This is a genomic window from Amaricoccus sp. (assembly GCF_047602525.1).
Classification (GTDB): domain Bacteria; phylum Pseudomonadota; class Alphaproteobacteria; order Rhodobacterales; family Rhodobacteraceae; genus Amaricoccus.
The window spans coordinates 1,220,309-1,246,286 of sequence record NZ_JASGHB010000001.1; the positions used below are offsets into that span (position 1 = coordinate 1,220,309).

Sequence of the window (25,978 nt, forward strand, 5' to 3'; positions counted from 1 at the left end):
ACACCTGCATGATGACCGACTGGTTCGAGATCCTCGACCCGCGCTTCAAGGCGCTCGTCCTCGGCAACGTCCACGTGGAAAAGCTCTGGACCGGCGCCCGCTGGACCGAGGGGCCGGTCTACGTGCCGGCGGGCAAGTACCTGCTGTTTTCCGACATCCCGAACGACCGGGTGCTGCGCTATGACGAGACCGACGGGGGCGTCTCGATCTTCGACAGCCCGTGCGGCTTTCAGAACGGGCACACCCTCGATCGGGAGGGGCGGGTGATCGCCTGCGAGCACGGCGGGCGGCGGGTGTCGCGGCGCGAGCATGACGGCTCGGTCAGCGTGATTGCCGACCGGGTGGAGGGCAAGCGGCTGAATTCGCCGAACGACGCGGTGGTGCGCTCGGACGGCTCGGTGTGGTTCACCGATCCGGCCTATGGCATCGACTGCGACTACGAAGGGCACATGTCGGAGCCGGAGGCGGGCGGCTGCCACGTCTATCGGGTCGGGACCGACGGGACGGTGACGGCGGTGGCGACCGACTTCGTGCGGCCGAACGGCATCGCCTTCAGCCTCGACGAGCGGCAGCTCTACATTGCCGACACCGGGGCGACGCACGCCGAGGACGGGCCGCGGCATATCCGGGTGTTCGACGTGCAGGGCGATCGCCTGGCGAACGGGCGGGTGTTTGCCACCTGCGAGGCGGGGCTGTTCGACGGCTTCCGGCTCGACCGGCTGGGCAACATCTGGACCAGCGCGGCGGACGGGGTGCATTGCTACGCGCCGGACGGGACGCTGCTCGGCAAGATCCGGGTGCCGGAAGTGGTGTCGAACGTGGAGTTCGGCGGCCCGAAGCGCAACCGGCTCTACATCACCGCGACGCAGAGCCTCTATTCGGTCTACCTGCAGGTGAACGGGGCGCGGCGGTTCGGCTGAGCGCGGGCGCGCGCCTTCGCCGACCGCGAGGGAGCGCCGGCCTCGCGCGCGACGCGAGGCCGGCGCCGCACGTCAGCCGCGGATGAGGACGTAGGAGCCCGGGGCGTCCTCGATCGGCTTCAGCTTGCCGCCGCCGGGCTTGCGCGCGGGCACGCGCTCGGCGGTGTCCTTGGACTCGAGCCAGTCGGCCCACAGCGGCCACCACGAGCCTTCCGTGGCGCTCGCCCCCGCAAGCCATTCGTTCGGGTCGGCGGGATGGTCCTCGCGCGTCCAGTAGCCGTATTTCGGTTTTTCCGCCGGTGGGTTGACCACGCCGGCAATGTGACCCGAGCCGCCGAGCACGAAATGCACCTCGCCGCCGAAGAGCTGGGTCGCGGGATAGACCGACCGCCACGGCGCGATGTGGTCCTCCTTGGTGGCGAGGATGAAGCAAGGCGTCTTGATCTTGCCGATGTCGATCGGCGTGCCGTCGAGCGAGAGATAGCCGGGGCGGCGCAGGCCGTTCTCGATATAGACCTTCTCGAGATACCACAGCAGCATCTGCGCGGGCAGGCGGGTGGAATCGGAATTCCAGTACAGCAGATCGAAGGCCGGCGGCCGTCGGCCCATCAGGTAGTTCATCACGTGGAACGACCAGACGAGATCGTTCTCGCGGATCATCGAGAACATGTCCTGCAGGTGGTGGTTCTCGAGGTAGCCGGTGCCCTCCATGTGCTCGGCGAGCGCCTTCAGCCGGTCGCGGTCGACGAAGACGCCGACCTCGCCCACGTCGGCGAAGTCGACCATGGTGGCGAGCGTCGTCGCCGCGGCGATGCGGTCGTCGCCCTTGGCCGCGAGGTAGGCGAGGGTGCAGGTGACGAGGATGCCGCCGATGCAGAAGCCGAGGACATTGGCGCGCCGCTCGCCCGTGACCTTCGCCATGACGTCGAGCGCGGCGAGCGGGCCGCGGTGCATGTAGTCCTGGAACGACATGTCGGCATGCGTCTTGGTCGGGTTGATCCACGAGATGACGAAGACGGAGTGGCCGCGGTCGAGCATGTAACGCACGAGGCTGTTCTTCGGGCGCATGTCGAGGATGTAGTACTTGTTGATCCAGGCCGGCACGAAGAGGATCGGCGTCGCCCGCTGGGTCTCGGTGCGCGGCTCGTACTGGATGAGCTGCATCAGCTCGTTCTGGTAGATCACCTTGCCCGGCGTGGTGGCGAGATCGCGGCCGACCTCGAAGGCGGCGCGGTCGTTCGTCGAGATGTCGAGGCGGCCGTCGCCCGCTTCGAGGTCGTCGAGCAGGTTCTCGAAGCCGTCAAGCAGACTGCGCCCCTCGGTCTCGACGAAGCGGTCGCGGGCGGCGGGATTCAGCATCAGGAAGTTGGCGGGCGAGAGCGCGCTCAGGAACTGCCGGGTATAGAATTCGACCCGGAGCGCTTCCTTCGAGCCCTTGGGCAGGGTCGCGACCAGACCGTCGACCGCGTCCTCGATGGCGAGATAGGCGTCGCGCATGCCGCGGCTGACCGGATCCTCGTCCCAGCGCCGGTCGCGGAAGCGCCGGTCCTTGGTCGGCTTGCTCTCGCCGGCGAAGGCGCCGAGCCAGGCGCGGGTGGCGCCGGTCCAGGCTTCCTGCTGCGCGGTGGCGATCGCCATCGGCCGCTCGGCAAGCTCCTGGCCCGCCTTGAGGAACGCCTCGCTCACGCTCTTGGCGTCGACGATCGAGAAATCGCGGCCGCTCGCCCAGGCGAGGGATGTGGTCTGGGCGCGCAGGGCGATCCGCTGGGCGCGAAGCACGAGCTCCCAAGGATTCGGCGTGCGGTCGGTGTCGTCGGCGGCCATGGCGTCTCCTCCGGACCCCGTCCCGTGCGGGGGGTCTCTCGACAAAGCCTTAAAGCAGGCAGCGGCGGGAGCGCCAGAGGCTCTGCGGCAGGCGCCGCCTGTGCGGCCTCGCGCCCGGGCGCGGCCGTCGGTGCGCCTTGGCCGGCGTCGCGAGGGGGCTTTCCGCCCCCTCCTGGCCTGCGGCCAGTTCACCCCGAGAGTATTTTCAGCAAGAGGAAGGCGGAAGGCTGCGTCCCGCGGGTCGTCGGCCGAGCGGTCCCGGCGGCGCTGGCCGGCGGATTGCAATCGGAGGGGGCGGGTTCTATCTAGGCCCGACGCTTGCGCCTCCAGGAGCCCGGCCCCGCATGAACTGGATCTCCAACTACGTCCGCCCGAAGATCAACTCGCTGTTCTCGCGGCGGGAGGTTCCGGAGAACCTGTGGGTCAAGTGCGACGCCTGCGGCACCATGCTGTTCCACCGCGAGCTGGCCGACAACCTCAACGTCTGCACCAACTGCGGCCACCATCTCGCGATCAGCCCGCGCGACAGGTTTGCCGCGCTGTTCGACGGCGGGGTCTTCGTCGAGGTGCCGGTGCCGAAGCCGCTGGCCGATCCGCTGGGCTTCAAGGACCAGAAGAAGTATCCCGACCGGCTGCGCGAGGCCCGCAAGAAGACCGGCGAGGCCGAGGCGATGCTGGTGGCCGAGGGCGACATCGGCCGGCTGAAGACGGTCTGCGCCGCGCAGGACTTTGCCTTCATGGCGGGCTCGATGGGCATGTACGTCGGCAACGCGCTGGTCGCCGCCGCCGAGCGGGCGGTGAAGCGCAAGTGCCCGCTCGTGGTGTTCGCCGCCGCCGGCGGCGCGCGGATGCAGGAGGGCATCCTCAGCCTGATGCAGATGCCGCGCACCACCGTGGCGGTCGAGATGCTGAAGGAGGCGGGGCTGCCCTATGTCGTGGTGCTGACGCATCCGACGACCGGCGGGGTGACGGCGAGCTATGCCATGCTCGGGGACGTGCAGTTCGCCGAGCCGGGCGCGCTGATCTGCTTTGCCGGGCCGCGGGTGATCGAGCAGACGATCCGCGAGACCCTGCCCGAGGGCTTCCAGCGGGCGGAGTACCTGCTCGAGCACGGGATGATCGACAAGGTGGTGCCGCGGCAGGCGCTGCGCGACGAGATCGCGACGGTGCTGCGGCTGCTGACCGCGAGCCCGCCCTACGTCCGCGGGGATCTTGCGCCGCCGTCGCCGGACGAGGCGACCTTCGACGCGCCCGCCGCACCCTGAGCCGATCTTGAGCGTCCACAGCGACCGGGTGCTCGAGCGGCTGACGCGGCTGCACCCCAAGGTGATCGACCTGGAGCTCGGGCGGATCGAGCGGCTGCTCGCCGCCCTCGGGCACCCGGAGCGGCGGCTGCCGCCGGTGATCCATGTCGCGGGCACCAACGGCAAGGGTTCGACCGTGGCGATGATCCGCGCCGGGCTCGAGTTCGACCGGGGCGAAGGTGCACGTCTATACCTCGCCGCATCTGGCGCGGTTTCACGAGCGCATCCGCATTGCCGGGGAGCTGATCCCGGAGGAGCGCCTGCTCGACGCGCTGGAGCGCTGCGAGGCGGCGAACGGGGGCGCGCCGATCACCTTCTTCGAGGTGACGACGGCGGCGGCCTTCCTCGCCATGGCCGAGACGCCGGCGGACTGGACGCTGCTCGAGGTGGGGCTGGGCGGCGAGTTCGACGCGACGAACGTCATCGAGCGGCCGCGCCTTGCGGTCATCACGCCGATCTCGATCGACCACCAGCAATATCTCGGCGAGACGCTGGCCGAGATCGCCCGCGCCAAGGCGGGAATTCTCAAGCGCGGCTGTCTCGGCATCGTGGCGCGGCAGCCGGCGGAGGCGCTGGCGGTGATCGAGGCGCGCGCTGCGCGGATGCTGGCGCCGCTGATGGTCGAGGGGCAGGATTGGCAGGTCTGGGAGGAGCACGGGCGCGTGGCGTTCCTCGACGTGCAGGGGCTGCTCGACCTGCCGCCGCCGCGCCTGATCGGGGCGCATCAGGTGGAGAACGCCGGCACGGCGCTCGCGGCGCTGCGCGCACTCGGGATGGGCGAGGCCGCCTGTGCCGCGGCACTCGCCAACGCCGACTGGCCCGCGCGGATGCAACGCCTGCGCGACGGGCCGCTGGTCGAGGCGGCGGGGGGCGCGGAGGTCTGGCTCGACGGCGGGCACAACCCGGCCGCGGGGGCGGCTCTGGCCGAGGCGCTCGGCCGGCTGCCGCGCCGGCCGGCGCATCTGGTGGTCGGGATGCTGCGGACCAAGGACGCGGCCGGCTTCCTGCGGCACCTTGCTCCGGTAGCCGACTCGCTCCACGGGGTGACGATCGAGGGCGAGCCGGCGACGCTTACCGCCGCCGAGACGGTTGCCGCGGCCCGGTCTGTCGGCTTCGCCGACGCGCGGGAGGCGACGGATCCGGCGGCGGCGATTCGCGACATCGTGGCGCGGGCGCCGGATGGCCGCCCAGATTGTCGCATCGTGATTTGCGGATCGCTCTACCTGGCGGGCCGGGTACTTCGCGAGAACGGGTGAAACATTCCGTAACATCCGCGTGCCTCGCCAAGTTTTGACACACACGGGCGAACTGCGCTGTTGCCGCGTTCGCGCTTCCGGCATACTGAGCGCCAATCGGGCAGGTGAATGACGCAATGCAGCACGCGGCCGCCCCGGCGTTTCATGTCGGGGTCATCATGGATGGGAACGGCCGATGGGCCGAGGCTCGGGGCCTCGCCCGCGTTGCCGGGCATGCCCGCGGCGCGCGGCGGGTCAGCGAGATCGTCAAGGTCTGCCCCTCGCTCGGGGTGACGCATCTGACTCTCTATGCGTTCTCCACCGAGAACTGGCGCCGGCCGCTCGCCGAGGTGGAGGGGCTCATGCGCATCTTCCACACCTATATCCAGGGCAAGATGGCGGGGCTGCGCCGCAACGAGGTGCGGGTGCGGTTTCTCGGGATGCGGCACCGCCTGCCGGCGCCGCTGCGCGAGCTGATGGCACGGCTGGAGGAGGAGACGCGGCAGTGCCACGGGCTCAACCTCTCGATCGCCATCGACTACGGCGGCCGCGACGAGCTGACGCGCGCGGTGCGGGCGCTGTCGCAGCAGGTGGCCGACGGCACGCTGCCGCCCTCGGCGATCTGCGAGAGCCGCCTCGCGGAGGCGCTCGACACGCGCGACCTGCCGGACCCGGACCTGATCATCCGCACGTCGGGCGAGGTCCGCATCTCGAACTTCCTGCTGTGGCAGGGGGCCCATGCGGAGTACGACTTTCCGTCGATTTCGTGGCCGGACTTCACCGTGCGGCATTTCGCCGACCTGATCGAGGCGCACCGCGCCCGGCGCTTCACGGCCGACACGCCACCGCCGCCGGCCGCCGTCGCACGCCCCTGACGCGCGCCTGAAGCGATCGCGCGCGGCGGTGCTGGCGCTTCGCTCCGGCGCTCGCTAGCTTGGCGGCCGGATCACCGCCGGGGGCAGAAGATGGTCGCACCGCATATCGTCACCCATGAGAACAGGCCGCTCCCCACCGATCACGACTGGTGGCGGGGGGCCGTCATCTATCAGATCTACCCCCGGTCGTTCCAGGACTCGAACGGCGACGGGGTCGGCGACCTGACCGGCATCATCCACCGGCTGCCCTACGTGGCGCAGCTCGGGGTGGATGCGATCTGGATCTCGCCGTTCTTCCCGTCGCCCATGCTGGATTTCGGCTACGACGTGATGAACTATCGCGACGTCGACCCGATGTTCGGCACGCTCGCCGACTTCGACGCGCTGATCGAGCGGGCGCACAGCCTCGGGCTCCGGGTGATGATCGACCTCGTGCTCAGCCACACCTCCGACCAGCACCGCTGGTTCCGCGAGAGCCGGGGCAGCCGCGACAACGCCAAGGCCAACTGGTACGTCTGGGCCGACGCGAAGGAGGACGGTACGCCGCCGAACAACTGGCTGTCGATCTTCGGCGGTTCCGCCTGGGAGTGGGACAGCGAGCGGATGCAGTATTACCTGCACAACTTCCTGAAGGAGCAGCCGGACCTCAACTTCCACGAGCCGGAGGTGCAGGACGAGCTGCTCGCCGTCGCGCGCTTCTGGCTGGAGCGGGGCGTCGACGGCTTCCGGCTCGATACGATCAACTTCTATTTTGCCGACAAGGAGCTGCGGGACAATCCGCCCCTGCCGGAGGACCGGCGCGACTATTCCACCGCGCCGAAGGTCAACCCCTACAACTGGCAGGAACATCTCTACGACAAGAGCCGGCCGGAGATGATCGGGTTTCTCCAGCGGCTGCGCGCGCTGATGGGCGAGTTCGGCGACACCGCCTGCGTCGGCGAGGTGGGCGATGCGCAGCGCGGCATGGAGATCATGGGCGAGTACACCCGCGGCGACGATCTCATGCAGATGTGCTATGCCTTCGAGTTCCTGTCGGTGGAGCCGCCCTCGGGGCGCCGGGTCGGGCAGGTGCTGCGCAAGTTCATGACGGTCGCGGCCGACGGCTGGGCGTGCTGGGCGTTCTCGAACCACGACGTGGAGCGGCATGCGACGCGCTGGTCGCTCGATGCGGCGCAGCTGCACGTCTATCTCGGGATCCTGCTCAGCCTGCGCGGCTCGGTCTGCCTCTACCAGGGCGAGGAACTGGGCCTGACCGAGGCCTACGTGCCGTACGAGGAGCTGCAGGACCCCTACGGCAAGCGCTTCTGGCCGAAGTACCGCGGCCGCGACGGCTGCCGCACGCCGATGCCGTGGCTGTCGGACAACATGCACGCGGGCTTCAGCGATGCAAAGCCGTGGCTGCCGGTGGCGCTCGAGCACCTGCGGATGTCGGTGGCGATGCAGGAGGGCGATCCGGAGTCGATGCTCTCGACCTATCGCCGGATGCTGGCGTGGCGAAAGGCGCATCCGGTTCTCGCCAAGGGCAGCTTCGCGCTGCACCGGACCACGGACACGCTGGTGTCCTACGTGCGCGGCGACGGCGACGAGGCGATCTTCTGCGCGTTCAACCTCGGCCCGGATCCGGTGAGCATCGAACTGCCGGCGGGAGACTGGCGGCCGATCGAGGACAGCGGCTTCGCCGGCGCGATCGTCGGCGGCAATGCCGAACTGCCGCCGGTACAGGCGCTGTTCGCACGGCGAGGGTAAGGAGGAGGTCAGCGGATTGGCACGGGTGACAGCCTCTTCTGCGCAGCGCCCCTCGCTGATCCTTTCGGCGTGCCGCCCGGCTGTTCATGCGGCGGCGGCACGCTACGGATCGACCGCACGCGGGATGGATACCGCCGGCAGCGATCTCGGCCTTCTCGTTGATCCGAATGCCTGAGACGACTCTGTTCGAACTCGGGGGCTTTCAGGACGAACTGGAGGAGTTGCCGGGGATTCGAGTGGATGTGCCGACAGTACGTGATTTGCCGCAGCACATTGCCGAGCGCGTTCTCGCCGAAGCACGCCAGATATGAGCGGCCAAGCGTGCAAAAGGCATACCCATACGATAAAGCCAGTTGAATTCTTCAGCGAGAGTGATTAATTACGCGGCATGAACCGACTCCGACGGTGCGGTCGCCGACGCGTCCGACGCGTGTGGGCCTTGCGCCGGATACGAGGGTCGGGTGAAGTCTGTCGGGGCGCCCGTGAGGGAGCGTCTCTGGCCGAGGGGAGAGACGGTCGATGTTCCTGGTCTGCGGCGACACCCTGTTCGATTTCTTCCTCGAGAGCGAGGCGGGGCCGGGGGCGGCCACCTATGCGGCGCGCGCCGGCGGCTCGCCGTTCAACGTGGCGATCGGCCTTGCCCGGCTCGGCCGTCCCGTCGCCATGCTGTCCGGCCTGTCGCGCGACATGCTCGGCCAGCGTCTGGGCGCGGTGCTCGAGGCCGAAGGCGTCGCCGGCACCTACATGATCCCGACCGACCGGCCGACGACGATCAGCCTCGTCGGCCTCGACGACAAGGGCGTGCCGGCCTACCAGTTTTACGACAGCTCCGACACCGGCGTCACGCCCGTCGACCTGCCCGAGCTCGGGCCGGAGATCACCGGCCTGCACTTCGGCTCGTATTCGATCGCGGCGAGCCCGGTCGGGGACGCGATGGCGGCGCTCGCGCTGGCGAACCGCCGCCGCTTCATCTCGATCGACCCGAACGTGCGCCCGACGGTGGTGCCGGACATGGACATCTGGCGGGCGCGCCTCGACGTGCTCTTCCCCTGCGCCGACCTCGTGAAGATTTCCGCCGAGGATCTGGAGCTGCTCTGGCCCGGCCGCAGCGCCGACAGCTTTGCCGACGACGTGCTGCGCCGCGGCGCGAAGCTCGTGGTCGTCACCGACGGCGGCGAGGCGGCGCATGGCTGGACCGCCCGCGGGGCACATGCCAGCGCGACGCCGCCGACGGTGACGGTGATCGACACGGTTGGCGCCGGCGACACGTTCCAGGCGTCGCTCATCGCCCAGCTCGACCGCCATCCTGAGGGGCCGGTGGCGGCGCTCGACGCGCTCGACCGTGACGGGCTGGCGCGGGTCCTCGACTACGCCGCGCGGGCCGCGGCCATCACCTGCTCCCGCCGCGGCGCCGATCTGCCGCGGGCCTCCGATCTCTCCGACTGAAGGACAGCGCATGGTTTCGACCGTCATCCCCGTCCAGCCGTTCGACCTGGTGATCTTCGGCGCCACGGGCGATCTCTCGCACCGAAAGATCCTGCCGAGCCTCTATCGCCGGATGCTGGTCGGCCAGATGCCCGCCGGCAGCCGGGTGATCGGCGCGGCGCGCTCCAAGATGAACAAGGCCGAGTTCCGCAAGTCCGTCCGGGACGCGCTGGAGCAGTTCGTCGAGCCGAAGCACAAGAAGCCCGAGACCCTCGACGAATTCATCAACGCCATCGACTATGTGGCGGTCGACGCCACCGGCGAGGCCGGCTGGGCGGCGCTGGGCAAGAAGCTCGAGGAAAAGCCGGCGAGCGTCCGGGCGTTCTATCTCTCGGTCGCGCCGTCGCTGTTCGGGCCGATCGCCGCGCGCCTGGCGCAGAGCGGCATCGCCACGCCGGAGAGCCGCATCGTGGTCGAGAAGCCGCTCGGCCATGACCTCGCCTCGGCAAAGGCGCTGAACGTCGAGCTGAAGCAGCATTTCGACGAGCATCAGATTTATCGCATCGACCACTATCTCGGCAAGGAGACGGTGCAGAACCTGATGGCGATCCGCTTCGCCAACGCGCTGTTCGAGCCGCTGTGGAACTCGCACTACGTCGAGCAGGTGCAGATCACCGTGGCGGAATCGATCGGGGTCGCCGGTCGCGGCGCCTACTACGACAAGTCGGGCGCCATGCGGGACATGGTGCAGAACCACATGATGCAGCTCCTGTGCCTGACCGCCATGGAGCCGCCGTCGAAGTTCGACCCCGACGCCGTGCGCGACGAGAAGCTGAAGGTGATCCGCGCGCTCGATCCGCTGAAGATCTCCGACACGGTGCGCGGCCAGTATCGCGCCGGCGGTGGCGATGCCAGCTATCTCGAGCATGTGGGCGACCCGAACAGCCGGACGGAGAGCTTCGTGGCGCTGCGCGTGCACGTCTCGAACTGGCGCTGGTCCGGGACGCCGTTCTACCTGCGCACCGGCAAGAAGCTCTCGGCGCGGATGAGCGAGATCTGCGTCGTGTTCAAGCATCCGCCGCACACGATCTTCCCGCAGGTGGATGCGCTGCGCGGCAACGCGCTCATCATCCGGCTGCAGCCGAACGAGGGCATCACCCTGCGCGTCGCGATCAAGGAGCCGGGGCCGGGCGGCATGCGGCTGGTCGAGGTGCCGCTCGACATGACCTTTGCCAACACGCTCGGGGCCGACGGCGACCTGCCCGAGGCGTACGAGCGGCTGATCATGGACGTGATCCGCGGCAACCAGACGCTGTTCATGCGCGGCGACGAGGTGGAAGCGGCCTGGGCCTGGGCCGACCCGATCCTGAATGCCTGGGACGAGTCGGGCTCGCGGCCGCTGCCCTACGATCCGGGCAGCGCCGGGCCGATCGACGTCTACAAGCTGACGGGGACGGACGGGCACCTGTGGCGGGAGATCGCGGCGTGAGAGGGAAGCTCGCATGATCGAGGTCGCGCGCCAGGAGTATCCCGACCGTGACACGCTGATGCGTGATCTCGCCGCTCTGGTCGCGGACCAGTTGCGCGCGGCGCACGCGACGCATGGCAAGGCGACGCTCGCCGTGCCGGGCGGCACCACGCCGGGGCCGTTCCTGTCGGCGCTGTCGGAGGCGGACCTGCCGTGGCCGGACGTGCGCGTCCTGCCGACCGACGAGCGGCGGGTGTCGGAGTTCAGCGCGCGTTCGAACCACCGGCTCATCGCCGAGACGCTGATCCGGAACGCCGCCGCGGGCGCCGAGCTGATCGCGCTGCACGAGCCGATGGTCGGCTCGCTGGAAAAGCGCGTGCAGGCGGTGCTGCCCCTCGACGTGCTGGTGCTCGGTATGGGGGCGGACATGCACACCGCCTCGCTGTTTCCCGGCGCGCCGGAGCTTGCCGCCGCGCTGGCGCCCGACGCGCCGGTCGTGCTGGAGATCACGCCGCCGAGCCAGCCGGAGGCGCGATTGACCCTGACCGCGCCGGTGCTACGTGCCGCGTCAGTGATCCACATCCTCATCACCGGACCCGACAAGCTCGCCGCGCTCGAGACCGCCCTTGCCGACGGCCCCGCCGAGGCGGCGCCCGTGCGCGCCGTCCTGACCGCGCCTTGCCCCGTCACCGTCCACTACGCCGCGTAAGGGAAGGGTAGCCATGACGCTCCACGCCACCGTCGCCCACGTCACCGACCGCATCGTGGAGCGCTCGAAGCCGCTCCGCCGCCGTTACCTCGACCGCATGGCCCGCGCCCGCGACGAGGGCACGGCGCGCGCGCACCTCACCTGCGGCAATCAGGCGCACGCCTACGCGGCGATGCCCGGCGACGACAAGGCGCGCCTCGCGGCCGGGACGGCGGGCAACCTCGGGATCGTCACCGCCTTCAACGACATGCTCTCGGCGCATCAGCCCTACGAGGTCTATCCGGCGCTGATCCGGCGTGCGGCGCACGAGGTCGGCGGCACCGCGCAGGTGGCGGGCGGGGTGCCCGCCATGTGCGACGGCGTGACCCAGGGACAGGCGGGGATGGAGCTGTCGCTCTTCTCGCGCGACGTGATCGCCATGGCGGCGGGCATCTCGCTCAGCCACAACGTCTTCGACGCGGCGGTCTTCCTCGGGGTCTGCGACAAGATCGTGCCCGGCCTCGTCATCGCCGCGGCGACGTTCGGGCATATCCCGACCGTGTTCCTGCCCGCCGGCCCGATGACGAGCGGCATCCCGAACGACCAGAAGGCCAAGGTGCGCCAGCAGTTCGCCACGGGCGAGGTCGGCCGCGACAAGCTGATGGAGGCCGAGATGGCCTCCTACCACGGGCCGGGCACCTGCACCTTCTACGGCACTGCGAACACCAACCAGATGCTGATGGAGTTCATGGGCCTGCACCTGCCGGGCTCGTCGTTCATCAACCCGAACACGCCCCTGCGCGACGCGCTGACCATCGAGGGGGCGAAGCGGGCGCTGGCGATCTCGGCGCTCGGCAACGAGTACACGCCGGTCTGCGACATCCTCGACGAGCGGGCGTTCGTGAACGGCATCGTCGGGCTGAACGCCACCGGCGGGTCGACCAACCTGCTCATCCACCTGATCGCCATGGCGAAGGCGGCGGGCATCGTGCTCGACTGGGAGGACTTTGCCGATCTCTCCGACGCCACGCCGCTGATGGCGCGGGTCTATCCGAACGGCCTCGCCGACGTGAACCACTTCCACGCCGCGGGCGGGCTCGGCTACATGATCGGCGAGCTGCTCGGCGCCGGCCTGCTGCACCCGGACGTGCGCACCGTCGCGGGCGACGGGCTGTCGCGCTACACGCAGGAGCCGAAGCTGATCGACGGCGCGCTGGTCTGGGGCGAGGGGTCCGGCGAAACGCTGAACGACAAGATCCTGCGCCCCGCGTCCGATCCGTTCCAGCCGACCGGCGGGGTGAAGCGGTTGCGCGGCAACCTCGGCACCGGGGTGATGAAGGTCTCGGCCGTCGCGCCGGAGCGGCACATCATCGAGGCGCCGGTACGGGTCTTCGCCGACCAGGGCGACGTGAAGGCGGCGTTCAAGGCGGGCGAGTTCGTCTCGGACACCGTGGTCGTCGTCCGCTTCCAGGGTCCGAAGGCGAACGGCATGCCGGAGCTGCACAGCCTGACGCCGGTGCTCGCCGTGCTGCAGGACCGCGGATTGAAGGTGGCGCTCGTCACCGACGGTCGGATGTCCGGCGCCTCCGGCAAGGTGCCCTCGGCGATCCACGTCAGCCCCGAGGCGCTGGACGGCGGGCCGCTGGCCCGGCTGCATGACGGCGACGTCGTACGGGTCGACGCGGTGAAGGGCACGCTCGACGTGCTGACGCCCGGAGCGCTCGACCGGCCGAACGTGCGGCCCGATCTCGTGGAGAACGGCTTCGGCACCGGCCGCGAGCTGTTCGACGTCTTCCGCAACCACGTCGGGCCGGCCGAAGCCGGCGCGACGCCGCTTTTCGCCTGATCCGGGAAGGAGCCCGCATGACCCCCGAGGACGCTTCGGCCTACGCCCGCGAGATTCGCGGCCTTGCGCCGGTGATCCCGGTCATCGTCGTCAAGGAGGTGGCCCACGCCCAGCCGCTCGCCAAGGCGCTGGTGGCCGGCGGCCTGCCGGTGCTGGAGGTGACGCTGCGCACCCCCGCCGCGCTCGACTCGATCCGTGCCATGGCCGACGTCGAGGGCGGTGTCGTCGGCGCCGGCACGCTGCTGACGCCGGCCGACGTGCGGGCGGCAAAGGCGGCGGGCGCGCTCTTCGGCGTCTCGCCGGGGCTGACCGATTCGCTGCTCAAGGCCTGCGAGGACGAGGAGCTGCCGCTGCTCGCCGGCACCGCCACGGTCTCGGAGGCGATGCGCCTGCTCGAACGCGGCTACAGCGTGGCGAAGTTCTTCCCCGCCGAGGCGAACGGCGGTGCGCCGGCGCTGAAGTCCTACGCCGGGCCGCTGCCGCAGATGAGCTATTGCCCGACCGGCGGCATCACCGTGAAGTCGGCGCCGACCTACCTCGCGCTGCCCAACGTGCTCTGCGTCGGCGGCTCCTGGGTCTGCGAGGCGAGCCTGCTCGCCGACGGCCGCTGGGACGAGGTGGAGCGGCTGGCCCGCGAGGCGAGCCAGCTCAGGGGATGACCTTGAGCGACCGAGGCGGGCTCTGCCTGCGAGTTCCGGCCCGACTGGAAAACTCTCCGGTGGACAGTTCTCCGGGCCGGACGGCCTCAGACCCGTCGAAAGCCGCGAGGGGTGGAGATTTCGGCGGCAGGGCGCCATCCGACCGTTGCTGCCCCGGCTGGCGCCGACACGCGCCTGCTGTCCGCAGGGGCAATCGCGGACAGATTTGTCACCCGCCAGATTCCGTCCTTCTCCGCCGACCTGGCTGGCATCCCGGCCAAGACTGTTCCCGTGACCCGGAGACCTCACCCATGACCATCTGGACCCAGCTCGCCGAGGCCGGCAAGGCCGCCGGCTCGACCCGCATCCTCGACCGCTTCGCCGAGAACCCGAACCGCTTCGCCGAGTTCTCCGTCTCCCTCGGGGACATGACGCTCGACTTTTCCAAGACCTCGCTCGACGCCGCGGCGCTCGGCCTGCTGCTGCAGCTCGCCGAGGAGAAGGGCGTGGCCGAGCGGCGCGACGTGATGTTCACCGGCGGCCGGATCAACCTGACCGAGGACCGCGCCGTGCTGCACACCGCGCTCCGCAACCGCACCGGCAAGCCGGTGCTGGTCGAGGGCGCCGACGTGATGCCCGACGTGCTCGATGTGCTCGCCCGCATGGCCGCCTTCGCCGAGGGCATCCGCACCGGCAAGATCGCCGCCACCGACGGCAAGCCGTTCACCGACGTCGTCAACATCGGCATCGGCGGCAGCGACCTCGGGCCGGTGATGGCGACGCTGGCGCTCGCGCCGTATCACGACGGCCCGCACCTGCACTATGTCTCGAACGTCGACGGCGCCGACATCCACGACAAGCTGCTCGGCCTCGATCCGGCGCGGACGCTGGTCATCGTCGCCTCGAAGACCTTCACCACCATCGAGACCATGACCAACGCCCGCACCGCGAAGGCGTGGATGGAGGCGGCGCTCGGCGCGAACGCGGGCCAGCACTTCGCGGCGGTCTCCACCGCGCTCGACAAGACGGCGGCCTTCGGCATCGACGCATCCCGCGTCTTCGGCTTCTGGGACTGGGTCGGCGGGCGCTACTCCGTCTGGGGCGCCATCGGCCTGCCGGTGATGATCGCGATCGGCCCGGACGACTTTGCCGAGTTCCTGACCGGCGCGAACGAGATGGACCGGCATTTCTGCGAGGCTCCGCTCGCCCGGAACATGCCGGTGCTGCTGGCGCTCATCGGCATCTGGCACCGCAACGCGCTCGGCTATGCCACCCGCGCGATCCTGCCCTACGACAACCGCTTGTCGCGCCTGCCGGCCTACCTGCAGCAGCTCGACATGGAATCGAACGGCAAGAGCGTGACGCTCGACGGCGCGCCGGTGACGACGGCGACCGGCCCGATCGTCTGGGGCGAGCCGGGCACCAACGGGCAGCATGCGTTCTACCAGCTGATCCACCAGGGGACGAACGTCATCCCCTGCGAGTTCATGGTCGCGGCCGTCGGTCACGAGCCGGCGCTGGAGCACCACCACCTGCTGCTCATCGCCAACTGCCTCGCGCAGTCCGAGGCGCTGATGCGCGGCCGGACGCTGGCCGAGGCGGAGAAGACGGTGAAGGATCCGGCGCTCGCGCCGCACAAGGTGTTCCCCGGCAACCGCCCGTCGACGACGCTGGTCTACACCGAGCTGACCCCGCGCACCCTCGGCCGGATCGTGGCGCTCTACGAGCACCGGGTGTTCGTCGAGGGCGTGATCTGGGGGATCAACAGCTTCGACCAGTGGGGCGTCGAGCTCGGCAAGGAGCTCGCCACCGCGCTGCTCCCCCTCGTCGAGTCCGGCAGCGGCTTCGGCGGCAAGGACGGCTCTACCGCCGGTCTGCTCGGCACGATCACCGGGCTGCGGGGCTGATGCTCGACGCGCGCGGCGAGGGCGCGCCCCGGCTCGTCCACGCCGACGTGCACCTGCTCGTCTGGGACAAGCCCTCCGGCCTGCACAGCGTGCCGGCAAAGCCGCCGGCGACGCAGGACTGCCTGATGGCGCGGGCAGAGCTGGCGTATCCCGGCGCGCTGCTGGTGCACCGGCTCGACCGCGACACCTCGGGCCTTGTCGTCATGGCGCGGACCCGGCTGGCGCAGCGGCATCTCGGCTGGCAGTTCGAGCGGCGGCAGGTCGAGAAGACCTATGTCGCGCGCGTCGCCGGCACGCTGACGGGGGAGGGGGGCGAGGTCGACCTGCCGCTCCGCGTCGACTGGCCGAACCGGCCGCGGCAGATGGTCGCCGAGGACGGCAAGCCCAGCAGGACGCTCTGGCGCGTGCTGGATCGCGAGTCGGGGGACGGGGGCGAGTCGGGGGGCGGGGGCGCGACCCGCGTCGAGCTGACGCCGCTCACCGGCCGCTCGCACCAGCTGCGGGTTCACATGCTGTCGCTCGGGCACCCGATCCTCGGCGACACGCTCTATGGCGATCCCAGCGCCGATGCGACGGCGCGGCTGCAGCTGCATGCGGCGCGGCTCGCCTTCCGCCACCCCGACGGCGGCGCGATGGTCGAATTCCACTCCGCGCCCCCATTCTGACTCGGGAGTTCCGGCGCCGGAGTTTTGGTGGACATTTGCCGGCAACGATGGTAGGAGCGCGGCTCTCGCCACCAAGCCATGAATCGCCACATCCATGTCCGAGACCGTCACCCGTCCGCGCGTGGAGGCCAAGCCGCAGACCGAGCGGCCGAAGGTCTTCAAGGTCCTGCTGCTGAATGACGACTACACCCCGCGGGAGTTCGTCGTCTCGATCCTGCGCGCGGTGTTCCGCATGAGCACCGACCAGGCCAACGGCGTGATGCTGGCGGCGCATCAGCGAGGCCTGTGCGTGGTCGCGGTCTATACCCGCGAGATCGCCGAGACCAAGGCGACGCGCGCCACCGACATGGCCCAGCGCGAAGGCTATCCGCTGCTCTTCACCATCGAGCCCGAGGACTGAGAAGCCCGGCTCCTCAGCTCGGGGCGTCGCAGCCGCGGATGTCGATCGCGCGTTCTGCCCCGAGCAAGGTCAGGCGCACGGCATCGCGGGCGATCATCGAGCCGCCCGTCCCCAACGCTTCCATCGGCGCGCTGGCGGTCAGCGTGCGTCCTTCCACGCGCGTGTCGGGCGATCCGACCCAGATGTCCGGGCGACCGGGCTCGATGATCGCGATCTGTCCGGGATCGGTGGCGCTGGCGAAGGTGACGGTCGCGACGATCTCGTCGCCGTCGGCGCCGCTTGCGAGCGTGCAGGTGGTGCGCACGACGCCGGCCTCTGCCGGGCTCTGCAGACGGTCGGCGAGCGCGGCCTCGATCTCGCCACGGCTGTCCTCCGGGGTGTCCGGGCCGAGCTGCAGCGCCGCGGTCGCCTGCGCGGCCATGCAGATGTCGGAACAGACCCCGATGTCGGCGTCGAGTGCCACCTGCATCGGCGCGCCCGGGTCTGCGGGATGCAGCCGCACCGGCAGCACCAGCCGCCGTTCGTAGCCGAAGGTCTGCATCCCCTCGGTGTCGAACACCTCCGGCCGCGGCCACTCGTAGGACACCGCCGCGAGGTTTCGCGACCCGGACCAGTCGAAGCTCGGCGGAATGCCGGCCTCGCCGGGCACGCGCCAGTAGGTATGCCAGCCGGGCGCGAGGGCGATCTCGATCGCCGCGACCCGGGTGCCGTCCGGCGCGCGCCATCCGGCGAGAAGCCGCATCGACGGCGCCGCCGCGGGGGCGGACGGCGCTGAGAAGCTGGCGCCGGCGACCTCCGCCCCGGCGTCTTCGGAGAAGGCGGGTGTGGCGAGCGCGAGACCGGCGAGAACGAGGGCGAGGGGGCGCATTCGGGGAGGCAGCCTCGGGCGCGGGGTGGAACGGGATCGCCTCCGGGTGTGCCGCGAAACCGGCGGCACCGACAGTCACAACTCGGCGAGGCGCACGTCTCGCCCGGCGACCGTTGCACCGAAGCCGCGGGCGCCCAGCGGCTGCGCCCCAGCGCAGTCGCGGCGCGCGGCCAGCGCCGGGGTTGACCATGCGGCCGAAACTCGGTCTTGTCGCGGCGCCCCAGTCGCCCCCCGGAATCCGCCATGGCCGAGCCGCTCACCCTCTATCTCGCTGCGCCGCGCGGCTTCTGCGCTGGCGTCGACCGGGCGATCAAGATCGTCGAGATGGCGCTGGAGAAGTGGGGGGCGCCAGTCTACGTCCGCCACGAGATCGTGCACAACCGCTATGTGGTCGAGGGGCTGCGGGCCAAGGGCGCGGTCTTCGTCGAGGAGCTGGCCGACTGCCCGCCCGACCGGCCGGTGGTGTTCTCGGCCCACGGCGTGCCCAAGGCGGTGCCGGCCGAGGCCGAGGCGCGGCGGATGCTCTACGTCGACGCCACCTGCCCGCTGGTCTCGAAGGTGCATCTCGAGGCCGAGCGTCATCATCAGGGCGGCCTGCAGATGGTGATGATCGGCCACGCCGGCCACCCGGAGGTGATCGGCACCATGGGCCAGCTGCCCGACGGCGCCGTGCTCCTGGTCGAGACGGTGGCCGACGTGGCGGGCCTCGCGCCCGCCGATCCCGGCCGGCTCGCCTACATCACCCAGACCACGCTGTCGATCGACGACACCGCCGAGATCGTCGCCGCGCTGCGGGCGCGGTTTCCGGCGATCGTCGGGCCGCACAAGGAAGACATCTGCTACGCCACCACCAACCGGCAGGAAGCGGTGAAGGCGATGGCGCCGAAGATCGAGGCGCTGCTCGTCATCGGCGCGCCGAACTCCTCGAACTCGCAGCGGCTGGTCGAAGTCGGCCGCCGCTCCGGCTGCGCCTATGCGCAGCTGGTGCAGCGGGCGGACGACATCGACTGGCGGGCGATCGCCGGGGTGCGGGCGATCGGCATCACCGCCGGCGCCTCGGCGCCCGAGGTGCTGGTCGAGGAGGTGATCGCCGCGTTCCGCGCCCGCTACGACGTGACCGAGCGGCTGGTCGAGACCGCGCAGGAGAACGTCGAGTTCAAGGTGCCGCGGGTGTTCCGGGCCCGGGTGGCGTGAGCGGCCCTGTGGACGGTTCGGCGAGCGAAGGCGGGCCGGCAAGCGAAGGCGGGCCGGCGATCTTCGCCTTCACCGACGGCGCCTGCTCCGGCAACCCCGGGCCCGGCGGCTGGGGCGTGGTGCTGCAGGCGCGCGACGGCGACCGGGTGGTGCGCGCCCGCGAGCTTTCGGGCGGCGAGCCGGCGACCACCAACAACCGCATGGAGCTGATGGCCGCGATCTCGGCGCTCGAGGCGCTGAGCCGCCCGACGGCGCTCTCCGTCGTCACCGACAGCGTCTATGTCCGCGACGGCGTGACCAAGTGGATCCACGGCTGGCGCCGCAACGGCTGGCGCACCGCCCAGGCGAAGCCGGTGAAGAACGAGGATCTTTGGAAGCGCCTCGACGCCGCCGCGGCGCCGCACGCCGTCACCTGGGAGTGGATCAAGGGCCATGCCGGCCACGTCGAGAACGAGCGCGCCGACGAACTCGCCCGCGAGGGAATGGCGCCGTTCAAGCGCCGCCCGTAGCCCGTTTTGTCCAGAAGAGAAATCAGGGGCCGGTCTGGCCGTTAACCCCTTGATTTGTTGGCTCCGGCGGTAGGGATCGAACCTACGACCAATTGATTAACAGTCAACTGCTCTACCGCTGAGCTACGCCGGAATGCCGTCCCCCTGCGGGGATGCGTGCCTATAGCAAGGGCGACTCGGGCCGTCCAGCGGGAATCTCCGGGTGCCGGCGAAGAGGTTGGGCGTGATGCGCAGGCGCCCTTGCGCCGCGCGCCGATCTCCGGATCATGCGGGGACATGGCGCCGCTGGCGAGGCCAGCAAGGGCCGGGGCACCCTCGGGCGGGGAGACGGGAAATCGGCCGCATGACAGCGCAACGCGAGACGGCTGGCCGAGGTCCGCACGCCGGCCGACGCGGAAGCGCGGGTGACGGGACGGGGGCCGCGTGAGCTGGAAGCGGCGGCATCGCTCGTTCTATACCCGCGACTTCCCCGAGCCGGACGAGCCGGAGCTGGCGCGCGGACGCGTCGCGCTGCTCGTCGTCGATGTGCAGAACGCCTACGTCGACCGCCCTCACGCCGGCCAGTGCGACGACGCGGTGCAGGCGCAGCTTGGGGCGTGGGAGCCGTTCCATGCGCGGATGCGCGCGGTGGTGCTGCCGAACATCGTGCGGCTGCTCGGGCGTTTTCGCGGGGCCGATCTCGAGGTCGCGTTCGTGCGGCTGGGCGGGCGGCGCGAGGACGGGCGGGACCGGCCGCGGATGCGGCGGCTGGCCGGCCATCCGCTGCTGCTCGCCGACGATCCGGCGGCGCAGGTCGTCGCCGAGATCGCGCCGCTGCCCGGCGAGTTCGTCGCGAGCAAGACCGGCGACAGCGCGCTCGCCGGCACCGGGCTGGGGCTGGCGCTGCGCACCCTCGGGATCACCGACGTCGTGGTGGCGGGCGTGTTGACCGACCAGTGCATCTCGTCGACGGTGCGGGCGCTGGCCGATGCCGACTTTGCCGTGGTGCTGGCCGAGGACGCCTGCGCCGCGGGCACCGACGCGGTGCATGCCGCGGAGCTTGCGACGCTGAACCTGCTCTACTGTCTGGTGATGACGACCGACGAGGTTCTCTCGCTCCTGCCGCGATGACCGGCCTTCTCGCGGGCGCGAACTTTGCCGCAGTGCGGAACGAAGCCCGGCGTGGAATCTTGGATCCCCAGAGTTTTCCCCTGCAAGCGAGGTTTCCCATGGCGTCCAGGCTCCGCGTCTCGTCCGGCCTGCCGTTTCCCCTTGGCGCGACCTGGGACGGGTCTGGCGTCAATGTCGCGGTGTTCTCGGCGAACGCCACCAGAATCGAGCTGTGCCTGTTCGATTCCGATGGCCGGCGGGAGACCGATCGCATCGCGCTGCCGGAGTTCACCCACGAGGTCTGGCACGGCTACTTTCCCGATCTGCGGCCGGGCCAGCTTTACGGCCTGCGGGCGTACGGGCCGTACGAGCCGGACGCCGGACACCGCTTCAATCCCAACAAGCTGCTGCTCGACCCCTACGCCCGGGCCTATGCCGGCGAGGTGCGCTGGCACGATTCGCTCTACGGCTATCGCATCGGTCATCGCAACGCCGACCTGTCGTTCGACCGGCGCGACAGCGCGCGGGCGATGCCGAAGTGCCGGATCATCGACGCGGCGCACACCTGGGGGGCGGAGCGGCCGCGCAACCGGGCGTGGTGGGAGACGGTGATCTACGAGGCGCACGTCAAGGGCATGACGATGAGCCATCCCGCCCTGAAGCCGCCGCTTGCCGGCACCTTCGAGGGACTGGGATCGCCGGCGGTCGTCGAGCACCTGTCGCGGCTCGGGGTGACGGCGATCGAGCTGATGCCGATCCAGGCGTTCTTCGACGACCGCTACCTCGTCGAGAAGGGCCTGTCGAACTACTGGGGCTACAACACCATCGGCTTCTTCGCGCCCGCGCCGCGCTACCTGATGCCCGGCAACGACATCTCCGAATTCAAGACCATGGTGCAGCGCCTGCACGAGGCGGATATCGAGGTGATCCTCGATGTGGTCTACAACCACACCGCGGAGGGCAACCAGCTCGGGCCGACGCTCTCGTTCCGCGGGCTCGACAATGCGAGCTACTACGTGCTGGGCGACGAGCCGCGCTATTACTTCGACACCACCGGCTGCGGCAACAACGTGAACCTGCGGCACCCGCGGGTGGTGCAGATGGTGATGGATTCGCTGCGCTACTGGGTCGAGGAATGCCATGTGGACGGCTTCCGGTTCGATCTCGCGGTGACGCTCACGCGCGATCGCGCCAACGTCGACTTCAACTCTCCGTTCCTCGATGCGGTGGCGCAGGACCCGGTGCTCGCCAAGGTGAAGATGATCTCCGAGAGCTGGGACCTCGGCGACTATGGCTATCAGGTGGGTTCGTTCCCGCCGGGGTGGGCGGAGTGGAACGGGCGGTTTCGCGACGACATCCGCGCCTACGCCAAGGGAGACCAGGGCACGGTGGACAGCTTTGCCCGCAACGTGCTCGGGTCCGGCGACATCTTCGACAAGCGCGGGCGCCGGCCGTGGGCCAGCATCAACTTCATCACTGCGCATGACGGATTCACGCTCGCCGACCTCTACGGCTACAACGAGAAGCACAACGACGCGAACGGCGAGGAGAACCGCGACGGTCACGACGACAACCGCTCGTGGAACTGCGGCGCCGAGGGCGCGACGGACGACGCGGGCGTGCTCGACCTGCGCGATCGGATGCGGCGCTTTGCAATCACCACGCTGCTGGTCAGCCAGGGCGTGCCGATGATCCTGATGGGCGATGAGAACGGGCGCACGCAGCAGGGCAACAACAACGCCTATTGCCAGGACAACCAGCTCGCCTGGATGGACTGGAGCCCGGCGGAGCGCGAGGAGGCGTTCCGCGGCTACGTCGCCGGGGCGCTGGCGCTGCGCCGCGAGCTGCGGCTGCTCACTTCGCCGCACTGGCTGCGCGGCGAGCCGGTCGCGGAGGGCGGGCCGGCCGGCGTGCGGTGGCTCCGCACCGACGGCGAGCCGATGACCGAGGCGGAGTGGACCGACGGCAACGTGCTGGCGGTGTCGGTGGCGTTGGCCGACGGGCTGGGCGGCGGCGTCCTGCTGTTGTCGAATGCCGCCTACGACGACGTGCCGTTCGTGCTGCCGCCGGCGGGCGATGATCGGGCCTGGCGGCTGCGGCTGGACAGCGGGACCGGGGCGGTGGACCCCGACGGCGATCCGCTGCACCCCGGCGCGGAGGTGACGGTGGGCGGACGCAGCCTGCAGGTCTATTCGCTGTGACCGCCCGGGGGGCCGCGCCCGCGTCTCAGGCGCGGGCGCGGGCCCGCACGACAAACTCGGTGAGCTTTGCCACCACGAGGCGAACCTCGGGATCGAGCGGATGGCGTCCGAGCCGGAGCGCCATCAGCCAGCCGACGGCGGAGCCGAGGATCGCGAACGCCATGGCGACGAGGCCCAGCCGGCCGCTGGAGGCGACGAGCAGCGCCGCCGGCATCGCGGCAGCGCCGATGGTCGCCACCAGGCTCGGCCGCAGCGCCAGGGCGAACTCTGCCCAGGTGAAGCGCACATGCCGGCGCACGAAGTGCAGCCCGACGCCCACCTGCAGCGGCGCGGTGATAAAGACGCTGAGCGCCACCGCCGTCAGGCCGAAGTGCGCCGCCCCGAGCATGATCGCCATCGAGGGCGGCAGCGCGATCAGGCTCGCCGTCGCGAGGTCGCGCACCCGGCCGACCGCCACCAGCACCGGGTAGGTGAGGTAGGACGGGAACAGGCTGAGCGAGGCCAGCGCGAGGATGCGGATCAGCGGCACCGTTTCGGTCCACTGCGGCCCGAGGAGCAGCCGCACGATCGGCTCGGCCAGCAGCGCGAGACAGAGCAGCGCCGGCCACTGCAGCGCGGTGATGCTGGCGAGGCCGAGGAAATACGGCTCGCGCATGTCGCCGCCGTCGCGCGCCCGGGCCGAGAGCGCCGGCAGCACGACGGGCTGCACCGCCTGCAGCAGCGCCCGGTCGGGCAGCTGGCAGAGCGACAGCGCGCGCGAGTAGATCCCGACCGCGGCGATCGAGATCACCCGCCCGAGAATGAAGCGCGGCATGTAGTCGAAGAGCAGGCCGAGCAGCGTGACGACGCTCGACCACGCGCCGAACGGCAGCACGTGGCGCCACTCGCGCAACGTCGGGCGGAACACCCAGAACTCCCGCCGAACGGCGAGCGCACCCGTCGCCATCACGCCGGCGGCCGCGACCGAGGCCCAGACGAAGCTGGCGGCGCCGAAGCCCAGGAGGGCGAGGCCGATCGTCACTGCGGCGTTGGCGGTCGCCGCCGCGATGCTGACCGCCGCCACCTTGCTGAAGGCAAGGTCACGGCGCAGCAGCGAGAGCAGCGGGTTGCTGATCGGCGCGGCGATGAAGCCGAGGGTTGCGATGTGGATCATGCCGGTGAGCCGCGGGTCGCCGTAGAACGACGCGAGCGGCTGGGCGGCGAGCCAGAGCAGCGCCGCGAAGACGACGGAGAGCAGCGCCATGACGGTGAAGGCGGTGCGGACCAGCTCGGGCGTGAGCCGCGCCGCCTGGATGATGCAGGCCCCGACGCCGAAGTCGCGGAACGCCTCGATCAGGATCACCGAGGCGCTGGCCACCATGAAGAGGCCGACGTCCTCGGGCGTCAGGATGCGCGAGACGATCGCCATGGTGGCGAGGCCGAGGATGATCCCGGCGTACTTGTCGACGAGGGAGAAGGCGATCGAGCGGCGGATCATGTCTTTGGCCTGAAGTCGGTTGAGAGCAAGCCGCCGCAGCGGTCGGAGCGCGTCATCACGTGTGCCGCCGCAGGATATCCCGGACCCGGCAGGTCAGCCATTCGGGGATCGCCCATCTGCCGATCTGCCCCGCGCTCAGCCGGCGGCGCCGCAGCTCCACGAGCGTGCGCAGGCGCCAGACCAGCGGGCCGGCCTTGATGGCCGGCTCGACCGACGCGAAGAAGCGGGAGTCGCGCGTGGCGCCGCGCTGCTGGTCGGCATAGACGAACGGCAGGAAGCGATCGAGGTCGGACACCGGGCCGAGCGCCTGGGCGCCGGCGATCCGGGCGGGCGGCGTCGCGAGCGCGCGGCGGTAGAGGGCCTTCAGCTCCGCCTGCCAGGCGTTGCCGAGGTTGTGGCCCTCGATCTCGGCACGGGCCGCGTCACCGAGCCGCCGTCGCAGGCCGTGATCGTCGATCAGGCCCTGCAGGATGCTGACGGCCTCGCCGGTGGAGCGGCAGCGCACGATGCTGTCGTCAAAGCCGATCGTGTCGGCGCCCATCACCCGGCAGTCGGGGCCGAAGGGATCGCGCGTCACCAGCGGAAGCCCGGCCCGCCCGGCCTCGAGCAGCGAGGTGATCGACACGAACGGGAAGGAGTCGAGGTAGATGTCCGCAGCCGCATAGAACGGCGCGGTGTCGGGCGTGGCGTGGATGGCCCGGACGCGCCCGCCCGTCGCCGCCTCGGCGCCCGACCAGTCGACATCGCCGCCCGGCCCGACCGCGTAGAGCTTCACGCGCGGATTGCGCTGCAACAGCGATACGAACGGATCGGGGAATGCCTGCGACCCGACGGGCGAGAACTTCGACCCGCGCGCGACCGACAGGATCAGCACGTCGTCCGGCTCCAGGCCGAGCTGCGCCCGCGCCGCCGCCCGGTCGACCTGCCAGCCATGTTCCGAGAGGCAGAGCGGAAATGTCGCCAGGCGCTCGCGGGGAATTCCGCGCCGCCGCAGGCTCAGCGCGTTGCCGGAGTGCCGGCTGGAGACGACGAGGTCGGCGAAGCGGGCGCCGACCCAGAACAGGTGATCGGTGTGGTTGACGAACAGGATGGGGGGGCGCCGCTGCATCCCCGCGCACGCCAGGAACGGCAGGATGTCCATGCTGTGCACATGCAGGACGACGACATCCGCGTCGGCCATGAGGCGCTGCAGGCTCGCCGCCCAGTGCAGCATGTTGCCGCGCTCGCAGTTCAGGCGGACGACCGTGCCGCCGGTCGACCGGAACGCCTCCGCGATCGCGGGCGGCACCGGGCTGTGCTGCCGCGTCAGGGCAAGGGCGTGCCGATTGCCGGTGTCGAGACGGACCCATTCCCCCGCCATCCGCGAGTGGCCGCCGATCTGGTGGAACTCGGTCGCGACGTGCAGCACCTTCAGGGTGTCGCCCGCGGGCGGGCGCGGCGCGCCCGGATACATCACGGCCGCCTCGCCGATGCGGGCGATCAGGTCTTCGAGCTTCCGGGCAGGCGAATGCGCCGTGGTGCCAGAGGGCGGCGTGGTTGGCGGCAACCTGAGCCGCCACCGCTGCCGCGGCGAAGTCGCCGGCCGCGATGAGCGGGGCGACCTGTCCGAGCAGCTCGCGGTACTCCCCGAGGTGTTCGTCGAGCAGGCGGGGAGCCGCCTCGCGCCAGATGTCGAGCTGAGACGTCGCCGCATCGCGCG

Annotated in this window: 21 protein-coding genes, 1 tRNA gene and 1 pseudogene; 18 read left to right on the forward strand and 5 right to left on the reverse strand. The window is 70.5% G+C overall.

What is annotated here, in order from left to right; genetic code table 11:
* The first annotated feature begins 11 nt into the window (after window positions 1-11).
* A complete protein-coding gene (locus QM699_RS06490; protein ID WP_415010354.1) occupies window positions 12-920 on the forward strand; it encodes an SMP-30/gluconolactonase/LRE family protein in 909 nt (302 codons plus the stop codon).
* 72 nt (window positions 921-992) lie between these two features.
* Here the strand turns inward: QM699_RS06490 and QM699_RS06495 are convergent, their stop codons facing one another.
* The gene (locus tag QM699_RS06495) at window positions 993-2,744 is read right to left on the reverse strand and encodes a PHA/PHB synthase family protein (protein WP_415010355.1); all 1,752 of its coding nucleotides are present in this window, start codon (window positions 2,742-2,744) and stop codon (window positions 993-995) included.
* A 344-nt stretch (window positions 2,745-3,088) separates the two neighbouring features.
* Here QM699_RS06495 and accD point away from each other — a divergent pair, with 344 nt between their 5' ends.
* The 13 genes and pseudogenes from accD to clpS all read left to right on the forward strand — a co-directional run bounded on the left by accD (window position 3,089) and on the right by clpS (window position 16,941).
* Complete coding sequence (gene accD / locus QM699_RS06500) at window positions 3,089-4,009, forward strand: acetyl-CoA carboxylase, carboxyltransferase subunit beta (RefSeq protein WP_415010356.1); 921 nt, start codon at window positions 3,089-3,091, stop codon at window positions 4,007-4,009.
* 7 nt (window positions 4,010-4,016) lie between these two features.
* Window positions 4,017-5,304 (forward strand): annotated as a pseudogene (locus tag QM699_RS06505) (bifunctional folylpolyglutamate synthase/dihydrofolate synthase).
* 116 nt (window positions 5,305-5,420) lie between these two features.
* Window positions 5,421-6,158, forward strand: a complete 738-nt coding sequence (uppS, locus tag QM699_RS06510) for a polyprenyl diphosphate synthase (protein ID WP_415010357.1) — start codon at window positions 5,421-5,423, stop codon at window positions 6,156-6,158.
* 90 nt (window positions 6,159-6,248) lie between these two features.
* On the forward strand, window positions 6,249-7,904 hold the full coding sequence (locus tag QM699_RS06515; RefSeq protein ID WP_415010358.1) for an alpha-amylase family glycosyl hydrolase: 1,656 nt from the start codon (window positions 6,249-6,251) through the stop codon (window positions 7,902-7,904).
* Window positions 7,905-8,071: 167 nt separating this feature from the next.
* Window positions 8,072-8,215 (forward strand): hypothetical protein, encoded by a 144-nt coding sequence (locus QM699_RS06520; protein ID WP_415010359.1) that lies wholly within the window; start codon window positions 8,072-8,074, stop codon window positions 8,213-8,215.
* A gap of 208 nt (window positions 8,216-8,423) precedes the next feature.
* Window positions 8,424-9,350, forward strand: a complete 927-nt coding sequence (locus QM699_RS06525) for a carbohydrate kinase family protein (RefSeq protein WP_415010360.1) — start codon at window positions 8,424-8,426, stop codon at window positions 9,348-9,350.
* A 10-nt stretch (window positions 9,351-9,360) separates the two neighbouring features.
* Window positions 9,361-10,818, forward strand: a complete 1,458-nt coding sequence (zwf, locus tag QM699_RS06530) for a glucose-6-phosphate dehydrogenase (protein WP_415010361.1) — start codon at window positions 9,361-9,363, stop codon at window positions 10,816-10,818.
* A gap of 13 nt (window positions 10,819-10,831) precedes the next feature.
* Entirely contained in the window at window positions 10,832-11,506 is a 675-nt protein-coding gene (gene pgl / locus QM699_RS06535; RefSeq protein WP_415010362.1) for a 6-phosphogluconolactonase, read from the forward strand.
* A gap of 13 nt (window positions 11,507-11,519) precedes the next feature.
* Entirely contained in the window at window positions 11,520-13,331 is a 1,812-nt protein-coding gene (edd, locus tag QM699_RS06540; RefSeq protein ID WP_415010363.1) for a phosphogluconate dehydratase, read from the forward strand.
* Between the two features lie 17 nt (window positions 13,332-13,348).
* Complete coding sequence (gene eda / locus QM699_RS06545) at window positions 13,349-13,990, forward strand: bifunctional 4-hydroxy-2-oxoglutarate aldolase/2-dehydro-3-deoxy-phosphogluconate aldolase (RefSeq protein WP_415010364.1); 642 nt, start codon at window positions 13,349-13,351, stop codon at window positions 13,988-13,990.
* A gap of 290 nt (window positions 13,991-14,280) precedes the next feature.
* Entirely contained in the window at window positions 14,281-15,876 is a 1,596-nt protein-coding gene (pgi, locus tag QM699_RS06550) for a glucose-6-phosphate isomerase (protein WP_415010365.1), read from the forward strand.
* Entirely contained in the window at window positions 15,876-16,541 is a 666-nt protein-coding gene (locus tag QM699_RS06555; RefSeq protein ID WP_415010366.1) for an RluA family pseudouridine synthase, read from the forward strand. The genes pgi and QM699_RS06555 overlap by 1 nt, the downstream gene beginning before the upstream one ends.
* Before the next feature lie 94 nt (window positions 16,542-16,635).
* Window positions 16,636-16,941, forward strand: coding sequence for an ATP-dependent Clp protease adapter ClpS (clpS, locus tag QM699_RS06560; RefSeq protein ID WP_415010367.1), 306 nt, complete (start codon window positions 16,636-16,638; stop codon window positions 16,939-16,941).
* Window positions 16,942-16,954: 13 nt separating this feature from the next.
* On the opposite strand, the gene QM699_RS06565 is transcribed toward clpS, so the two are convergent.
* Window positions 16,955-17,809 carry a protein-disulfide reductase DsbD domain-containing protein gene (locus tag QM699_RS06565; protein ID WP_415010368.1) on the reverse strand — a complete coding sequence of 285 codons (855 nt, stop codon included), beginning with the start codon at window positions 17,807-17,809 and terminating at the stop codon, window positions 16,955-16,957.
* Window positions 17,810-18,052: 243 nt separating this feature from the next.
* Between QM699_RS06565 and ispH the strand changes: the two genes are divergently transcribed.
* Together ispH and rnhA are read left to right on the forward strand one after the other, a co-directional pair.
* On the forward strand, window positions 18,053-19,003 hold the full coding sequence (gene ispH, locus QM699_RS06570) for a 4-hydroxy-3-methylbut-2-enyl diphosphate reductase (RefSeq protein ID WP_415010369.1): 951 nt from the start codon (window positions 18,053-18,055) through the stop codon (window positions 19,001-19,003).
* 59 nt (window positions 19,004-19,062) lie between these two features.
* On the forward strand, window positions 19,063-19,512 hold the full coding sequence (gene rnhA / locus QM699_RS06575) for a ribonuclease HI (protein WP_415012710.1): 450 nt from the start codon (window positions 19,063-19,065) through the stop codon (window positions 19,510-19,512).
* 58 nt (window positions 19,513-19,570) lie between these two features.
* Here rnhA and QM699_RS06580 read toward each other — a convergent pair.
* Window positions 19,571-19,645 (reverse strand) — tRNA-Asn (locus tag QM699_RS06580).
* Window positions 19,646-19,935: 290 nt separating this feature from the next.
* Between QM699_RS06580 and QM699_RS06585 the strand changes: the two genes are divergently transcribed.
* Window positions 19,936-20,622 carry a cysteine hydrolase family protein gene (locus QM699_RS06585; RefSeq protein ID WP_415010370.1) on the forward strand — a complete coding sequence of 229 codons (687 nt, stop codon included), beginning with the start codon at window positions 19,936-19,938 and terminating at the stop codon, window positions 20,620-20,622.
* Between the two features lie 98 nt (window positions 20,623-20,720).
* On the forward strand, window positions 20,721-22,802 hold the full coding sequence (gene glgX, locus QM699_RS06590; RefSeq protein WP_415010371.1) for a glycogen debranching protein GlgX: 2,082 nt from the start codon (window positions 20,721-20,723) through the stop codon (window positions 22,800-22,802).
* Between the two features lie 25 nt (window positions 22,803-22,827).
* Here the strand turns inward: glgX and QM699_RS06595 are convergent, their stop codons facing one another.
* Entirely contained in the window at window positions 22,828-24,279 is a 1,452-nt protein-coding gene (locus QM699_RS06595; protein ID WP_415010372.1) for a lipopolysaccharide biosynthesis protein, read from the reverse strand.
* Between the two features lie 55 nt (window positions 24,280-24,334).
* On the reverse strand, window positions 24,335-25,825 hold the full coding sequence (locus QM699_RS06600; protein WP_415010373.1) for a hypothetical protein: 1,491 nt from the start codon (window positions 25,823-25,825) through the stop codon (window positions 24,335-24,337).
* Window positions 25,826-25,978: the final 153 nt, after the last annotated feature.

Bases quoted from the DNA above. Each gene is read 5' to 3' on its own strand.
- QM699_RS06490 (WP_415010354.1), top strand. From the start codon at position 12: ATGACCGACTGGTTCGAGATCCTCGACCCGCGCTTCAAGGCGCTCGTC.
- QM699_RS06495 (WP_415010355.1), bottom strand. From the start codon at position 2,744: ATGGCCGCCGACGACACCGACCGCACGCCGAATCCTTGGGAGCTCGTG.
- accD (WP_415010356.1), top strand. From the start codon at position 3,089: ATGAACTGGATCTCCAACTACGTCCGCCCGAAGATCAACTCGCTGTTC.
- uppS (WP_415010357.1), top strand. From the start codon at position 5,421: ATGCAGCACGCGGCCGCCCCGGCGTTTCATGTCGGGGTCATCATGGAT.
- QM699_RS06515 (WP_415010358.1), top strand. From the start codon at position 6,249: ATGGTCGCACCGCATATCGTCACCCATGAGAACAGGCCGCTCCCCACC.
- QM699_RS06520 (WP_415010359.1), top strand. From the start codon at position 8,072: ATGCCTGAGACGACTCTGTTCGAACTCGGGGGCTTTCAGGACGAACTG.
- QM699_RS06525 (WP_415010360.1), top strand. From the start codon at position 8,424: ATGTTCCTGGTCTGCGGCGACACCCTGTTCGATTTCTTCCTCGAGAGC.
- zwf (WP_415010361.1), top strand. From the start codon at position 9,361: ATGGTTTCGACCGTCATCCCCGTCCAGCCGTTCGACCTGGTGATCTTC.
- pgl (WP_415010362.1), top strand. From the start codon at position 10,832: ATGATCGAGGTCGCGCGCCAGGAGTATCCCGACCGTGACACGCTGATG.
- edd (WP_415010363.1), top strand. From the start codon at position 11,520: ATGACGCTCCACGCCACCGTCGCCCACGTCACCGACCGCATCGTGGAG.
- eda (WP_415010364.1), top strand. From the start codon at position 13,349: ATGACCCCCGAGGACGCTTCGGCCTACGCCCGCGAGATTCGCGGCCTT.
- pgi (WP_415010365.1), top strand. From the start codon at position 14,281: ATGACCATCTGGACCCAGCTCGCCGAGGCCGGCAAGGCCGCCGGCTCG.
- QM699_RS06555 (WP_415010366.1), top strand. From the start codon at position 15,876: ATGCTCGACGCGCGCGGCGAGGGCGCGCCCCGGCTCGTCCACGCCGAC.
- clpS (WP_415010367.1), top strand. From the start codon at position 16,636: ATGTCCGAGACCGTCACCCGTCCGCGCGTGGAGGCCAAGCCGCAGACC.
- QM699_RS06565 (WP_415010368.1), bottom strand. From the start codon at position 17,809: ATGCGCCCCCTCGCCCTCGTTCTCGCCGGTCTCGCGCTCGCCACACCC.
- ispH (WP_415010369.1), top strand. From the start codon at position 18,053: ATGGCCGAGCCGCTCACCCTCTATCTCGCTGCGCCGCGCGGCTTCTGC.
- glgX (WP_415010371.1), top strand. From the start codon at position 20,721: ATGGCGTCCAGGCTCCGCGTCTCGTCCGGCCTGCCGTTTCCCCTTGGC.
- QM699_RS06595 (WP_415010372.1), bottom strand. From the start codon at position 24,279: ATGATCCGCCGCTCGATCGCCTTCTCCCTCGTCGACAAGTACGCCGGG.